Genomic DNA, 14,875 nt, shown 5'->3' with positions numbered 1-14,875 from the left:
ACAAGGAGAAATCAATGATCGTCACGCGCAGGAAGACCCTGGCGGCGCTGGCCGCCACCGCTGTGCTGGCCCTGGCCGGCTGCGGCAAGAAGGAAGCCGGGAAGCCGGCCGAGACGGCCGCACCGGGCTCCGCTCCCGCCGCCGAACAGAAGGCCGAGCCGCTCAAGGTTGCCTTCGTCTATATCGGCCCGGTGGGCGACGCGGGCTGGACGTTTGCGCACGACGCCGGCCGCAAGGCCGTGGAAGAGAAGTTCGGCGACAAGGTCAAGACCACCTTTGTCGAGAACGTGCCCGAATCCGCCGCCGACGCCGAGCGCGTGTTCCGCGACCTGGCCAGCCAGGGCAACAAGCTGATCTTCGGCACCACCTTCGGCTACATGGAGTCGATGCTCAAGGTCGCCAAGGAATTCCCGGACGTGAAGTTCGAGCACGCCACCGGCTTCAAGACCGCCGCGAACCTGGGCCAGTATGACGTGCGCACCTACGAGGGCGCCTACCTCGCGGGCGTGGTCGCCGGCAAGATGAGCAAGTCGGGCAAGATGGGCGTGGTGGGTTCCGTGCCCATCCCCGAGGTGATCCGCAACATCGACTCGTTCACGCTGGGCGCGCGCAGCGTCAACCCGAACGCGACCGTCAAGGTGGTCTGGGTGAACAAGTGGTTTGATCCGGGCAAGGAGCGTGAGGCCGCCACCACGCTGATCGGCCAGGGTGTCGACATGCTGATGCAGAACACCGACTCCGCCGCCGTGGTGCAGACCGCGCAGGAGAAGGGCGTGTATGCGTTCGGCTGGGACAGCAATATGAGCAAGTTCGGCGAAAAGGCTCACCTGGCCGCGTCGGAAATCCAGTGGGGCGTCTACTACAGCAAGGTGGTGGACGACGTGCTGAACAACCGCTGGAAGAGCGACACCACGTGGTGGGGCCTGAAGGAAGGCATGATCGACCTGAAGGACTTCAACACGATCGTGCCTGAGGACGTGAAGGCGCTGGTCGCCGAGCGCAAGAAGGGCATCGTCGACGGCTCCGCGCCGATCTGGAAGGGTCCGATCAAGGACAACACCGGCAAGGAACAGGTCGCCAAGGACCAGACCGCCGACGATAACTTCCTGCACGGCGTGAAGTTCTACGTCGAAGGCGTGGAAGGCAAGATCCCGGGCTGATCGGCAGCTCCCCAGCCCGCATGCCCGTGACGGCATGCGGGCCCGCCCCGGCTGTGCGCGGGGCGCACCCCTCGTCTCATTCCCCACCCGCTTTTCCTTCGGAACTTGAAGCCGCCCCGATCGGCCCAAGCTATCTGTGCACGCGCCATTGGCTGGCGCCCGCAAAGTGAAGGAGGCCTCTCATGTGGAAGCGTTTTTCGGCCCTGTGGACGCTGGTGCGTCGCGACGGACGGCTGTTCTGGTATGCACTGCGGCATCCGGATGCGCCGCCCTGGCTCAAGCCTGCGGCCTTCGGGCTGCTGTTGTACGCCGTTTCGCCGATCGATCTGATTCCTGACTTTATCGCCGGGCTTGGCATCGTCGATGACGTCGTGCTGATCCCCCTTGCGGTCCACCTGATCCTCAAGCGCCTGCCACCGCATATCCTGAGGCAGGCCGAGGCACGCGCAACCGCTTCCACGGTCAGGCCGCGCTGAGCCCCTGCAAGTGAAAAGCCCCCGGGCAGCGTGCCGCCCGGGGGCTTTGTCCATCGGTAACCGCAGCCGTCAGTACGGCAGCAGGATGGTCGACCCCGTCGTCCGGCGCGATTCCAGGTCGCGATGCGCCTGCGCCACATCGGCCAGTGCGTAGCGCTGGCGCACCTCGATCTTCACCTTGCCACTGCCGACCGAGTCAAACAGGTCCGCCACCATCGGCTCCAGCAATTCGCGATGGACCACATAGGTCATCAGCGTCGGCCGCGTAAGCCGCAGCGACCCCTTGTTGCCCAGCACCGAGATATCGAACGGCGGTACCGGGCCCGAGGCATTGCCGAAGCTCACCATGGTGCCGCGCGGCGCCAGGCAATCGAGCGAGCCACGGAAGGTATCCGCGCCGATCGAGTCATACACGGCCGGCACACCCTTGCCGCCGGTGATTTCCTTCACCCGGTCCACGAACGATTCGCGTGTATAGACGACGGTATGCGTGCAGCCATGCGCGCGCGCCAGTTCCGCCTTCTCGTCGCTGCCGACCGTGCCGATCACCGTGACGCCGAGCGCCTTCAGCCACTGGCACGCGATCAGCCCGACGCCGCCGGCGGCGGCATGCAGCAGCACGGTGTCGCCAGCCTGCACGCGATAGCTGTCGCGGATCAGGTATTGCACGGTCAGGCCTTGCAGCATCATGGCCGCGCCCTGCTCGAAGGAAATCGACCCGGGCAGGCGCACCACGATATCGGCCGGCATCACGCGCACCTGCGCATAGGCGCCGGTCGGACGCCCCGCGTAGGCCACCCGGTCGCCCGTACGCAGGTGGGTCACGCCCTCGCCCACCGCCTCGACCACGCCCGCGCCTTCCATGCCCAGCCCGCCGGGCAGCGGCTGCTTGTAGAGGCCGGTGCGGAAGTAGACGTCGATATAGTTGAGCCCCACCGCCTCATGGCGGATACGGACCTCGCCGGGGCCGGGCTCGCCGACCTCCACGTCGACCCACTGCATCACTTCCGGTCCGCCGGTCTGTTCGATCCGGATGGCTTTGGTCATCTGCATGTCTCCTGTCAGCCAGGCTGTATGGGGTTGGGGATCAGGCCTTCGCCTCGACGCGGCACAGCTCGGCGATCACCAGGTCCGCAGTGGCGACGTTGGTCGCGCACGGCACGTTATGCACGTCGCACGCGCGCACCAGCGCATTGATATCCGGTTCGTGCGGCTGCGGCGTCATCGGGTCGCGCAGGAAGATCACGGCGCGCACGCGCCCTTCCGCGAGTTGCGCGCCGATCTGCAGGTCGCCGCCCCACGGTCCGGACAGCATCCGCGTCACGTCCAGCCCGACTTCATCGATCAGCCGGCCACCGGTGGTGCCGGTCGCGAGCAGCTCGCACTGCGAAAGGAATTCGCGGTGCCGCGTGGCAAAGGCGACGATGTCGTCTTTCTTGTGGTCGTGTGCAATCAGGGCGATACGTGGGCGGGTCATCAAGGGTCCTTGTTGCGGTAAGCGACTGCAGTGAATATGCGGCCAGTACCGGGGCCGCGCCGGGTTCAGAACGTGCCGGGGTAGGCGCCGCCGTCGAGCAGGATGTTCTGCGCCGTGATGTACGCGGCCTGGCGGCTGCACAGGAAGGCGCAGGTGGCGCCGAACTCGGCCGGGTCGCCGAAGCGGCGCGACGGGTTCTGCGCGGCGCGGCGTTGCGCGATTTCCTCGATGCTCAGGTTGGCCTTCTGCGCCGCGCCTTCCATGGTCTTGGCCAGGCGATCGGTGTTGAACGGCCCCGGCAGCAGGTTATTGACCGTCACGCCGTGCTGCGCGACTTCGCGCGCCAGCCCGGCGATGAAGCCGGTCAGGCCCGAGCGCGCACCGTTGGACAGGCCCAGCACGTCGATCGGCGCCTTCACCGCGCCGCTCGTGATATTGATGATGCGGCCCCACTTGCGCGCGATCATGCCGTCGACCGTGGCCTTGATCAGCTCGATCGGGGTCAGCATGTTGGCGTCCAGCGCGGCCAGCCACGCGTCGCGGTCCCAGTCGCGGAAGTTGCCCGGGGGCGGGCCGCCCGCATTGTTGACCAGGATATCGAGGTCGCCGAGCTTTGCCACGGCATCGAGCGCGGCCTTGCGGCCTTCCGGCTTCGTGATGTCGGTGGCCACCGCGACCACGCGGCGGCCATGGCGCGCGCGCAGGCCGGCCGCGGCCTTTTCCAGCGCATCGGCGCCGCGCGCCACGATTACCACATCGACGCCCTCGGCAGCCAGCGCGTCCGCGCAGGCAAAGCCCAGGCCCTTGCTCGCGCCGCACACCAGTGCATGCTTGCCACGCAGTCCCAGATCCATGTTCCGTTCTCCTTGTTGCTTGTCGCTCGTGTCTTCGTTTGTCAGTCAGGTTTCTCGCCGCCGCGCAGTCATGGCTTGCGCGCCGACAACAGGTACATTCCGCCCAGCACCAGTGCGCTGCCCGCCAGCTGCACGCCGCTGACGGGTTCGTCGAGCAGCCAGAAGGCCAGGAACAGCGTCGATACCGGACCGATCATGCCGGCCTGCGACGCCATTGGCGCGCCGATGCGGGCCACGGCCACCATCGTCATCGATACCGGCAGCACCGTGCAGAATACCGCGTTGACGAGTGACAGCCACATCACCGGCGCCGGCTGCGCGAGTTCGGCTACGGGCCGGCCCAGCGCCAGGTATTGCAGCACGCAGCATGCCGTGGAAACGCACATCGCGTACGCCACCAGCCGCAGCGAACCGATGCGCTGCACCAGCTCGCCGCTCAGGATCAGGTAGATACCATACGTCAAGGCACTGGCCAGCACCAGCGCCCCGCCCAGCCATACCGTGGGGCCAGTGACATCCAGGTCATGGGCGAATACCAGCACGATGCCGACATAGGCCAGCAGCAGCGACACCCACTGCCGCGCGGCGATCGGACGCCGGAACAGCAGCGCCGTGGCCAGCAGCACGAATGACGGCGTCAGGAACAGGATCAGCCGTTCCAGCCCCGCCGTGATGTACTGCAGGCCCAGGAAATCCATGAAGCTCGACAGGTAGTAGCCGATAAAGCCGAGGAACACCACGCGGGCACGGTCGGCCCACGACAGCGCCGGCAGGCGCCGCGACTGCCACCAGCCGATCGCCATGAACAACGGCACGGCGAACAGCATGCGCAGCGTGATCACCATGACGGCGTCCACGTTGTAGCGGTACATCAGTTTGGCGACGATGGCCTTGGCGGAGAACAGCACGGCGCCAACGGCCGCGATGGCCAGCCCGGAACGCTGCGGCGACGGCAACGCAGCTGGCATGGCAAGGGATTTTGGTGAAACTGGCACGGGGGAATTCAAGCGGAGAGGGACTGCCGCCCCAACCGTGGCCGTGGCCGGCCGGGTCGAAAAAGACGACCAGACCATTGTATGCGAAAAGAAGCATGGGCATCTTCCTACCTCCCGGTATGCCTGCGCGCGAGCGCATTTGCCTACAATGGGCGCTTCCGCGCACGGCCCTTGGCCGTCCAGGACCAAAGAACAACGCAACCCGCAAGAGGAGATTCCCGCACCATGCCGCAACGCCCTGCCCTTTGCCGCCGCGCCGCGCTGATCGCCCTGACGCTCGGCGCCGCCACGCTCGGCACCCTGCCGCTGGCCGCAGCCGCCGCCGAGACGTTCCCGGCCAGGCCGATCCGCTTCGTCGTCCCGTACGCCGCCGGCGGCACCACGGATCTCGTCGCGCGCACCGTCGGCCAGCGCGTGGCGGAGAAGCTGGGCCAGCCCGTGGTCATCGAGAACCGTCCGGGCGCCGGGGGCAACATCGGCATGGACGCCGTGGCCAAGGCTGCGCCCGATGGCTACACCATCGGCTTCGGCGCGATCTCCACCAACGCGCTGAATCCGCATATCTACAAGCAGGTGCCGTTCGACCCGCGCAAGGACTTCACCGCCATCAGCCTGCTCGGCACCTCGACCATCGTGCTGGAAGTGAGCCCATCACTGCCGGTAAAGACCGTGCCGGAACTGATTGCCTATGCCAAGGCGCATCCCGGCCTGACGTACGCGACCGCGGGCACCGGCACGTCGATGCACCTGGCCGGCGCGATGTTCTCGCAGACGACGCATGCCGGCCTGACGCACGTGCCGTACAAGGGCAGCAGCCCGGCCATCAACGACATGCTCGGCGGGCATATTGCCGTGATGTTCGACAACCTGCCTGCCTCGCTGCCGCACATCCAGGCAGGCAAGCTGCGCGCGCTGGCCGTGGCCGGCAAGAGCCGTTCGCCGTCGCTGCCTGACGTCCCGACGCTGGCCGAGGCCGGCCTGCCGGGCTATGCCGTGGAACCGTGGTTCGGCGTCTATGGTCCGGCCAACCTGCCCGCGCCCGTGGTGCAGGCACTCAATGCGGCCTTCGTCGAAGCGCTGGGCCGCGCGGACGTGCGCGAGAAGCTGACGCAGGCCGGCTTCAACCCGAAGGGCTCGAGCGCGGCGGAGCTGCAGACGCTGACGCTGCAGGAGTACGAACGCTTCGGCAAGGTAGCGAAGAGCGCGGCCATCACCGTCGATTAAGGTTCGCCGCAGGCGCACCTTAATCGCCTTCGTCGGTATACTCGGGGCACACCATCCATCGCACCACGATCGACGTGCCCTCCTCTTCCGACCAGCCTGCCGGCAAGCTCGAACCCGGCTACGATTTCACCGAACAGGTGGGCCACCTGCTGCGCCGCGCGTACCAGCGCCACGTGGCCATCTTCCAGCAGACGATTCCCGATTCGCAGCTCACGGCCGCGCAGTTCGTGGTGCTGTGCGCGGTCAGGGACCGGCAGCCATGTTCGCTCAATGAAGTGGTGCGGGCCACGGCGATCGACCAGGCCACGGTGCGGGGCATCATCGAACGATTGAAGGCACGCCAGCTGATCGCGGTATCGCACGACCCGAATGACCGGCGCAAGGTGGTGGTGACGGTGACGGATGCCGGGCTGGCATTGATCGACGAGACGGTGCCGTTTGCGAAGCAGATTTCCGAACAGACGTTTGGCAACCTGAATCCGGCCGAGCGCGTGGCGGTGACTTACCTGCTGCGCAAGATGAGCGAGATCGACGAGGGCAACGGCGCGGGCTGACACGCCAGGCACGTCACAGGTTTGCTATCCCTCTCCCGCTTGAGGGAGAGGGCGCCGACAATCGGTTTGCTAGGGCTGGCGATTGGGCTGATTGCGCAACGCCGCCAGCACCGTCTCCGGTACAAACGGCGGCCGCCGCAACCGCACGCCCATCGCATCGAACAACGCGTTGGCGATCGCCGGCGCGCCCGGCAACGACGCCGACTCACCCGCGCCCAGCGGCGGCTCCGACTGCCGCGGCATCAGCACCACCTCGATCGGCGGGATCTCCGGGAACGTCAGCAGCGGATAGCCGCCCCACTCGCGACTGGCCACGCCCGCGGCGTCAAAGCGCACCTGCTCCTTGAGCACGCGGCTCAGCGTCTGCACCACGTTGCCGTGGATCTGGTGGCGCACGCCGTCGGGGTTGACCATCATGCCGGTGTCCTGGCCCACGACGATCTTCTCGACTTCAATCTGGCCCGTGGCGACGTCTACCGAAACATCGAGGATCCAAGCTGCCCACGCCGCGCCGAAGCCCGGAAAGCGGCTGTGGATATAGCGCGCGTAGGCCACGCCGCGGCCGCGCAGCCTGCCGTCCGCATCCGGTACGCCGCGTGAACCCTGTGCGCCGCGCTGCCAGCCTGAAGCATCCGCCACGGCGCGCAGCAGGTCGGCCGCGCGCTCGTCCGGCAGGTGCCGCAGCCGGAAGTCGACCGGATCCGTGCCCGCCTCGGCCGCCAGCTCGTCGATCATGCATTCATGGGCGAACGTATTCGGCAGTGCCGAGACCCCGCGCAACCATGACGCGCGCACGATGGCGGGCGTATCGTCGCAGCCGATGCGGCGGCCCGTGTAAGCGTATGGCGGCACGGCGGTACGGTCGCCCATCTCGAGCATGCGCGGTGCATTGGGCACCTGGCCGGTCAGCAGCAGCGCCAGCGTCGGCGCATCGTTGGACGGATAGCGGCTGACGAAGTCATAGCCGAGCAACTCGCCGCCGGCGCCGAGCTTGGCGCTGACGTCCATCAGCTGCGCCGCGCCCTTGGGCTCCCACAGGTGCTCCTGCTCGCGCGAGAGTTGCACGCGCACCGGACGGCCCACCGCGCGCGACAGCAGCACGGCGTCGGCGCAGACATCATCCGCGCAGTTGCGGCCATAGCAACCGGCGGCCTCCATGCGCACGATCTCGATGCCGTCTTCGCCAAGCCCCGACAAGCGCGCCAGGTCGATCCGCAGCACATGCGGGTTCTGCGTGCCCGACCATACGGTGAGGCCATCCGCGCGCCAGTCCGCCACGGCGCAGGACGGTCCGATGGAGCCGTGCATCTGGTAGGGCCAGACGAAATGGCGTTCCAGCGTGGTACCGGCAGCCGGCGCCGGCATTTCGCCATCGTCGAGCAGGTCGCGGCGCCTGGCCGGACTGGCGCGCAACGCGGGCTCCGGATCATCGAGCGCCACCAGCGGCGGCACCGGCTTCCAGCGCACGCGCAGGCGGCGCGCCGCCAACACCGCATACTCCTCGCGCTCGGCAACCACGCCGACGAAATCGCCCTGCACGACAACGTCGATGAGTCCCGGTACATCACGCACCGAATCGCGATCGACTTCCAGCAGGCTGGTTCCGACAAACTCGCCGGCATCCCGGCCGGCATACGGCGGCCGTACCACGCGCCCGTGCAGCATGCCGGGCACGCGCACGTCATGCACGAAGGTCAGCACGCCGCGCGCCTTGTCGGGTATGTCCACGCGGCCCGCGCCGCGGCCAACGATGCGGTAGGCCTCGACCGGCTTGGTCTGCACGTCGTCGGCCAGCGGCAGCTCGACATGCGCCTCGGCCACCAGCGCGCCGTAGCCGATGCCCTGCTGCGCCCCTTTCACGCGGAAGACGCCATCGTCGGCCTCCAGCGTTTCCGGCGCCACGCCCAGTTGCTGCGCCGCGCGCGCCTGCAGCCACGCGCGGGCCTGCGCGGCCGCGCGCCGCAGCGGAATCGCGGAGATCTGGATCGACGCGCTGGCGATGGTCGGGCCCTGGTTGGGCGTGGCCTCCGTATGGCCGAGCACCATGCGCACGCGCGCGAGCGGCACATCCAGTTCTTCCGCGACGATCTGCGCCAGCGCGGTGCGGATGCCGGTGCCCAGGTCGACGTGGCCATTGAAGGCCAGCACCTCGCCGGTATCGCGCACGGCGACGAAGATGTCCGGCAACGCCGGCACATAGTCGGAGGCGGCGCCCGGCTGGCCCGGCGCGGGACGCGCCGCCGCCTGCGGGGCGCGCGTCACCAGCAGCACGCCGCTGGCCTGCAGCAGCGCCAGGCGCTGCGCGCGCGGGGTGGAGGCCTCCGCCTCGGGAACGGTATCGAGGATTGTCGCAGTCATAGCTCGTGAATTTTGCCGCTTCGCTTCAGGCGGCACCCTCGATGCCGCCGTTATACTGCCTGCCAGACACAGATCTCATGCCGAGCCATCCAACATGACCATCAAGACCGCAACCCAGCGCGCGGCAGTCGGGACGCGCGCCCGGCAGGCGCAGGACAGCCGCGACCGGATCCTGAAGGCGGCGGTCAAGGTCTTCGCGCAGCGCGGCTACGATGGCGGGCGCATCGAACGCATATCCTCGCTCGCCAAGACCTACGACCGGATGATCTACTACTACTTCGGCAGCAAGGAAAAGCTGTTCGTCGAAGTCCTGGAGACCATCTACCTGCAGCTCAATGAAGCCGAGCAGAAACTCGAAGGCGAGCTCGACGCGGCCGATCCGGTGCGCGCGCTCTCGCAACTGATCGACTTCGTCTGGCACTACTACCTGGAGCATCCGGAGTTCGTCGCGATCCTGACCAGCGAGAACATGAGCCAAGGCAAGCACGCGCGCAAGTCGGTGCGGCTGCGCGATATCTCCAGCTACGCGCTGTCCGTGCTCGACGGCATCCTGTCGCGCGGCAAGGCGGCGGGCCTGTTCCGGCCCGACGCCGGCGCGCGCGATGTCTACATGGTCATCGCCTCGCTCGGCTACTTCTACAACTCGAACCATCATACGCTCAGTGCCTTCCTCGGCGAACCCATGATGAGCCCGGCCGCGGTCTCGCACTGGCGCGATGTGATGCAGCAGACGGTGCTGCGCGCCGTGGCGGTGCCCGGCTCCATCCCCGACGCCCCGCCCGCGCCGGCCAGGCCTTCCGGCAAGCCTGCCCGAAAGCGCAGCACGACGACCCGCAGCGCAATGGCCGGCTGAGCGGCGCATCGGTCGCACCGGCGCGCCTCAGGCCGCCGCGCGCACGCCCGGCACGCGCTGCGCAATCTGCGCAATCTGCGCGAGCGCTTCGTCGCGGGTCAGCACGGTGGCGTACTTCTGCTCCATGTCGAACAGGTTCGCCGCGTGCGGGCCGAGCGCGCGGTCACCGACGCAGTCCGACAGCACCAGCGGCCGGAAGCCGAGCGACATCGCGTCGACCACGCTCGCGCGCACGCAGCCGCTGGTGACGCAGCCCGCCACCAGCAGCGTCTGCACGCCGCGCTGCGTGAGCCACGCCGCCAGCGACGTGCCGAAGAACGCCGACGGCACGGTCTTGCGCACCACCAGCTCGCCGGCCGCCGGCGCGAGTTCCGGCACGATCGCGCTGTTGTGGCTGTCTTGCTTCAGCGTCAGCATGCCGGGCACCTTCAGCGTGAAGATGTTGTGGTCGGCGTCGTCATCGGCAAACACGATGCGGCTGTGCGCCACCGGCCAGCCCTGCTCGCGCGCCGCGCGCAGCAGCGGCTGCGTGTTGCGGATGGCCTCCGGGATATTGCCGCCGCCAAAGACCGCCGGATCGGCAAAGCCGTTGACGAAATCGATGATCAGCAGCCCGTACGGCGGCCGGATCTCCATGGCGGTGCCAAAGCCTTGCCGCTGGTAGGTCTGGACTTCTTCATGCATGGCTGGCTTCCTTGAATAGTGTATTGACGGGCGCGTGATGGCCGTCCGTCACCTTGCCGCGCACCACCACGGGTTCGCCATCGAGGCTGACCGTGCAGTGGCGCACCGGGATATCGATATGGCAGGCGGTGGTCCGGCTGCCGCCGGCCTCGTTGTTGGGACCGAACGAGCACAGGAAGTTGCCTTCGTACGCGCGCGCATCCATGCCGATGGTGGCTTCCCGGTCATACATGGCCAGCGCCGACCAGCTCGCGCGCGGCTGCAGGCCCCAGCCGATGTGCGACATCGCATACGCTTCCGGATCGTTGAACGACGCCATGTAGTCGGCCAGCAGCTCGGCATCGAGCCCGCCTTCGATCGCCTTCACATAACCCGACTCGACCGTGACGCGGATCGGCTCCTGGATATACGACTTCATCGGCAGCAGGATGTCGCCGCGGTCCAGCACGATGGTGCCGTTGGTGCCGCCTTCGTCCGGCCAGGTCAGCACGAAGCCGCTGGGCCAGTGGTCCCAGCGGCCGGGCTCGTCGACGAAGCCGTACTCGCTGATCGCCGGGAACTCGCCGAGGCGGCAGCGCAGGTCCATGCCCGCGTCGGAGACGATGTGCATTTCCCGCGCGCGCGACAGCCGCGCCGTGGCGGCCTTCACGCGCTTGCGGTCGGCCTCGGCCGGAACCATGCGCGCCAGCACCTCGGGCGGCTCCACCGCGAGCAGGATCTTGGTGCCGCCGCTCAGGATGTCATGCTGCTCGGGCGAGAACAGCAGCGTCATCAGGTCGAGCACAAGGTCGCTCGCCTTGAGCGCGGCGATGGCGGCCGGATTGCCGGTCAGCGGCGTGGTGCCGAGATAGGCCAGCGCGTCGCGGCTCAGCGCCTTCTCGCCGTTGACGGGCGGCAGGTCGAGCCGGTTGACGATGGCGCCCATCGACGCTGCGGCCACCAAGGCCGTGCGCAGGGTCTGCGGATGCGTGGCGGCGCCGGTCAGCACGGTGACGGTCTGGCCGGCTTCCAGCTTCGACAGCGTGAGCACCTGCTTCCACGCCTGGGTCAGGTCGTAATCGCTTACGGGCATGTTTGCTCCTCCGATCGCGGATATCAGGCCAACGCGGGCAGCGCGGCACCGAGGAAATCGCCGAAGGCACGATAGAAGCCGCCCTCGTCGTCCCACGGGATCATGTGGCCGGCATCGGCCACGTGGCTCACCAGCACGCCCGGCAGCAGCGCGCGGATCTCCTGCTCGTCCTCGTCGCGCACCACGTCGCCGCGGCCGGCGCGCATCAGCAGCGTGGGCACCGACACGTGCGGCAGGTCGGCGTGGATGTCGTCTTCATGGAAGCCGTTGAAGCTCGCCAGGATCGCGCGCTCGTCGCAGGTGTGCAGCCATTCGGCGCGCAGGCGCAGTTGCTCGTCCGTCCAGGTCGGGCAGAAGCGGCGCATGCCCTCGGCGTCGATGCCGGCGCGCGCGAGGCGGATCGAATCGATGTACCACGGCAGTTGCGCGGGATAGGCGCGGCGGCCGGGGCCGGAGACCGGCGGATCGACCATCACCAGGCGCGTCAGGCCCGCGGGGCGTTGCCGCGCGGCGCGAACGCCGATGCGCCCGCCCATCGAGTGGCCGACGATGGCATAGCGCCGCAGGCCCAGCGCCTGCGCGAACGCGATCACGTCGGCGGCCTGCGCATCCAGGCTGTAGTCCAGCGTGTCGCTGGCTTCGGACAGGCCGCGGCCGCGCACGTCCAGCACATACGTGTCAAAGCGCTGGCCGAACTGCTCGCCGACGAAGCCCCACGTAATGGCCGGGCTCGTGATGCCAGGCACGATGATCACGGCATCGCGCGACGCGCGTTCGCCATCGTTGCCGCCATAGCGCAGGTAGTGCTGGCGGATGTTGTTGGCGTGGACGTTGCCGCCATAGAGGAAGGTGCTCATGCCGCGGCCCTCAGTAGGCGCCCGACAGCAGCGCGCCCGCGCCCGGCACGACCGGCTCCAGGTCCAGTGCGCGCAGCATGGCGTAGGTGGTGGCGATGGCCGCCGTGATCACCGGCTTGCCGGTCATCGCCTCGACCTTGGCCACGGCGGGCAGCGACGGCATCTGCACGCAGGCCGACAGCACGATGGCATCGACGTCGGCGATATTCATCTGCGCGACGATGGCCGGCAGCCTGGCCGGATCGTGGCGACCCACTTCGAGGTTGTCCGGGATCTCCAGCGCGCGGTAGTCGACGACTTCGTAGCCTTCGTTGCGGATGTAGTCCACCACCAGCTCGGTCAGCGGCTTCATGTACGGGGCGACCACGGCGATGCGCTTCGCGCCGATCACCTTGAGGGCGTCAACCAGCGCGCCAGCACTCGTGATCACCGGCGCATCGCCGCCGTTCTCGACGGTGTGGGCCTTCAGGCGCTGTTCCGACTTGCGGTGGTAGCCATGGCCCATCGCCATGATCGCGACCAGGCAGGCATAGCCAAGCACATCCACGCGTGCGTCGGAAAGTTCGACGGCACAGCGGTCGGACTCGGCATCCATGGCGGCCAGTTCTTCCTTGACCACCTTCTTCATGCGCATGCGGCTCGAATGGAACGTGAACCGTTCGGGGCGGATCTGCTGGCGCGCGCTCAGCATGGCCGGGATCTCGGTTTCCATCGTGGTGTTGGAGCTCGGCACGATCTGGCCGATTCGGAAAACTTTCTGCACTGTCGACTCCGTCATCTGTTTGTCTGGGGAATGCCCTGTCTACCCGTCCGCTCCAGGCCAGTCGTGCCAGGCGTCCGCGGTTGCGATTGATTGTAGTGTACACACTTTATATGCGCAAACAGATTCTGCGCAGCTCAGACGGCACTCATTCAGTGCGCACTGAACAGCATTCTCCCTATATTTGCGCGTTAATTCGCCATAAATGGGCGGAATGCGAAGACGGTCACATTAGCATCAGGGTTTTCCATAGGTTCATGCAAATCTGTCTTTACCTTGGATTTTTGAGTGTGTACACTCGTTTTCAACAAAGGCCGCCGAGTCGGCCCCCACACTCATCGACCCATGTGTCACCGCCAGGAGAAATAACGTGCAAGGCAAACCGCGAATCGCAATCATCGGCGCAGGACTCGGAGGGACGGCCGCAGCCGCCCTGATGCAGCGCGCCGGCCTCCAGGTCAGGCTCTATGAACAGGCGCCGGCGTTCTCGCGCCTGGGTGCCGGCATCCACGTGGGGCCGAATGTGATGAAGATCATGCGGCGCATCGGCATCGAGGACGCGCTCAATGACATGGGTTGCCACCCCGACTACTGGTACAGCCGCGACTGGGACAGCGGCGAAGTGGTCGCGCAGATTCCGCTGGGCGACTACGCACTGAAGCACTACGGTGCCAGCTACCTGACCGTGCACCGTGGCGACTTCCACAAGCTGCTCACCGATTCCGTGGCACCTGGCACGCTGTTCTTCAACAAGAAGCTCGAAAGCGTGACCGACCAGGGCGATGTGGTGCAGCTGCGCTTCACCGACGGCACGGTCGACGAGGCCGACATCGTGATCGGCGCGGACGGCGTGAACTCGCGCATCCGTGAAACGCTGCTCGGCGCGGAGCCGCCCAAGTACACGGGCTATGTCGCGCACCGCGCGGTGTTCCCGATCTCACGCGTCAAGGGCTTTACGCATGACCGCTGCACCAAGTGGTGGTCGGACGATCGCCACATGATGGTGTACTTCGACACCAGCAAGCTCGACGAGATCTACTACGTGACCGGCGTGCCCGAGCCCGAGTGGGACATGAGCAAGAGCTGGGTTCCCAGCAGCATCGAAGAGATGCGCGCCGCGTTCGACGGCTGGCACCAGGGCGTGCAGTCGCTGATCGAAGGTACCGTGGAAGTGACCAAGTGGCCGCTGCTGGAGCGTGATCCGCTGCCGGTATGGAGCCGCGGCCGCCTGGTGCTGCTCGGCGACGCCTGCCACCCGATGAAGCCGCACATGGCCCAGGGTGCCGCGATGGCGATCGAGGACGCCGCCATGCTCACGCGCTGCTTCACCGAGGCCGGCACGGACGACTTCGCCGCCACCTTCGCGCTGTACGAAGCCAACCGCGCCGAGCGCGCCAGCAAGGTCCAGCTGGTCTCGCACAACAATACGTGGCTGCGCACCAACGAGAACCCCGACTGGTGTTTCGGCTACGATGTGTACAACGTGCCGCTGGTCTCGGCCGGACGCCCGCCGCTGTCGGCGGCTGCATGATGTCCGCCTGAGCCGACCTG

General features: G+C 67.4%; 15 protein-coding genes. 6 read left to right on the top strand and 9 right to left on the bottom strand.

Features of this window, described 5'->3' with window-relative positions:
* Positions 1–14: 14 nt before the first annotated feature.
* Together KHO22_RS11925 and KHO22_RS11920 are read left to right on the top strand one after the other, a co-directional pair.
* Positions 15–1,160 carry a BMP family ABC transporter substrate-binding protein gene (locus tag KHO22_RS11925; RefSeq protein ID WP_211947344.1) on the top strand — a complete coding sequence of 382 codons (1,146 nt, stop codon included), beginning with the start codon at positions 15–17 and terminating at the stop codon, positions 1,158–1,160.
* A 182-nt stretch (positions 1,161–1,342) separates the two neighbouring features.
* Positions 1,343–1,636 carry a YkvA family protein gene (locus KHO22_RS11920; RefSeq protein ID WP_211947343.1) on the top strand — a complete coding sequence of 98 codons (294 nt, stop codon included), beginning with the start codon at positions 1,343–1,345 and terminating at the stop codon, positions 1,634–1,636.
* A gap of 69 nt (positions 1,637–1,705) precedes the next feature.
* On the opposite strand, the gene KHO22_RS11915 is transcribed toward KHO22_RS11920, so the two are convergent.
* From KHO22_RS11915 to KHO22_RS11900, 4 genes are all read right to left on the bottom strand, one after another.
* Positions 1,706–2,683, bottom strand: a complete 978-nt coding sequence (locus tag KHO22_RS11915) for a quinone oxidoreductase family protein (RefSeq protein WP_211947342.1) — start codon at positions 2,681–2,683, stop codon at positions 1,706–1,708.
* A 40-nt stretch (positions 2,684–2,723) separates the two neighbouring features.
* Entirely contained in the window at positions 2,724–3,116 is a 393-nt protein-coding gene (locus KHO22_RS11910; RefSeq protein WP_211947341.1) for a methylglyoxal synthase, read from the bottom strand.
* A 62-nt stretch (positions 3,117–3,178) separates the two neighbouring features.
* On the bottom strand, positions 3,179–3,967 hold the full coding sequence (locus KHO22_RS11905; protein ID WP_211947340.1) for an SDR family oxidoreductase: 789 nt from the start codon (positions 3,965–3,967) through the stop codon (positions 3,179–3,181).
* A gap of 68 nt (positions 3,968–4,035) precedes the next feature.
* Positions 4,036–4,935 (bottom strand): DMT family transporter, encoded by a 900-nt coding sequence (locus KHO22_RS11900; RefSeq protein ID WP_211947339.1) that lies wholly within the window; start codon positions 4,933–4,935, stop codon positions 4,036–4,038.
* A gap of 252 nt (positions 4,936–5,187) precedes the next feature.
* Between KHO22_RS11900 and KHO22_RS11895 the strand changes: the two genes are divergently transcribed.
* Both KHO22_RS11895 and KHO22_RS11890 read left to right on the top strand, forming a co-directional pair.
* Positions 5,188–6,186, top strand: a complete 999-nt coding sequence (locus KHO22_RS11895) for a Bug family tripartite tricarboxylate transporter substrate binding protein (protein ID WP_211947338.1) — start codon at positions 5,188–5,190, stop codon at positions 6,184–6,186.
* 74 nt (positions 6,187–6,260) lie between these two features.
* Entirely contained in the window at positions 6,261–6,740 is a 480-nt protein-coding gene (locus tag KHO22_RS11890) for a MarR family winged helix-turn-helix transcriptional regulator (RefSeq protein ID WP_211947337.1), read from the top strand.
* Positions 6,741–6,809: 69 nt separating this feature from the next.
* Here KHO22_RS11890 and KHO22_RS11885 read toward each other — a convergent pair whose 3' ends face one another.
* Positions 6,810–9,098 carry a xanthine dehydrogenase family protein molybdopterin-binding subunit gene (locus KHO22_RS11885; RefSeq protein ID WP_211947336.1) on the bottom strand — a complete coding sequence of 763 codons (2,289 nt, stop codon included), beginning with the start codon at positions 9,096–9,098 and terminating at the stop codon, positions 6,810–6,812.
* A gap of 94 nt (positions 9,099–9,192) precedes the next feature.
* Here KHO22_RS11885 and KHO22_RS11880 point away from each other — a divergent pair, with 94 nt between their 5' ends.
* Positions 9,193–9,951 carry a TetR/AcrR family transcriptional regulator gene (locus KHO22_RS11880; RefSeq protein ID WP_211947335.1) on the top strand — a complete coding sequence of 253 codons (759 nt, stop codon included), beginning with the start codon at positions 9,193–9,195 and terminating at the stop codon, positions 9,949–9,951.
* 27 nt (positions 9,952–9,978) lie between these two features.
* Here the strand turns inward: KHO22_RS11880 and KHO22_RS11875 are convergent, their stop codons facing one another.
* From KHO22_RS11875 to KHO22_RS11860, 4 genes are read right to left on the bottom strand one after another with little or no spacing between them, the layout of a single operon-like run.
* Positions 9,979–10,635: an N-carbamoylsarcosine amidohydrolase gene (locus KHO22_RS11875; protein WP_211947334.1), complete on the bottom strand. Its 657-nt coding sequence runs from the start codon at positions 10,633–10,635 to the stop codon at positions 9,979–9,981.
* The gene (locus KHO22_RS11870; RefSeq protein WP_211947333.1) at positions 10,628–11,707 is read right to left on the bottom strand and encodes a 2,5-dihydroxypyridine 5,6-dioxygenase NicX family protein; all 1,080 of its coding nucleotides are present in this window, start codon (positions 11,705–11,707) and stop codon (positions 10,628–10,630) included. The genes KHO22_RS11875 and KHO22_RS11870 overlap by 8 nt, the downstream gene beginning before the upstream one ends.
* A 23-nt stretch (positions 11,708–11,730) precedes the next feature.
* On the bottom strand, positions 11,731–12,564 hold the full coding sequence (locus KHO22_RS11865) for an alpha/beta fold hydrolase (RefSeq protein ID WP_211947332.1): 834 nt from the start codon (positions 12,562–12,564) through the stop codon (positions 11,731–11,733).
* Positions 12,565–12,574: 10 nt separating this feature from the next.
* Positions 12,575–13,327 (bottom strand): maleate cis-trans isomerase family protein, encoded by a 753-nt coding sequence (locus KHO22_RS11860; RefSeq protein ID WP_420839590.1) that lies wholly within the window; start codon positions 13,325–13,327, stop codon positions 12,575–12,577.
* Between the two features lie 367 nt (positions 13,328–13,694).
* Between KHO22_RS11860 and KHO22_RS11855 the strand changes: the two genes are divergently transcribed.
* A complete protein-coding gene (locus tag KHO22_RS11855; RefSeq protein WP_211947331.1) occupies positions 13,695–14,855 on the top strand; it encodes an FAD-dependent oxidoreductase in 1,161 nt (386 codons plus the stop codon).
* The last annotated feature ends 20 nt before the right edge of the window (positions 14,856–14,875 follow it).

It is taken from the genome of Cupriavidus yeoncheonensis (assembly GCF_905397275.1).
Classification (GTDB): Bacteria; Pseudomonadota; Gammaproteobacteria; order Burkholderiales; family Burkholderiaceae; genus Cupriavidus; species Cupriavidus yeoncheonensis.
The sequence above is the reverse complement of the archived record's forward strand: the minus strand, read 5'-3'. Positions and strand labels throughout refer to the sequence as shown.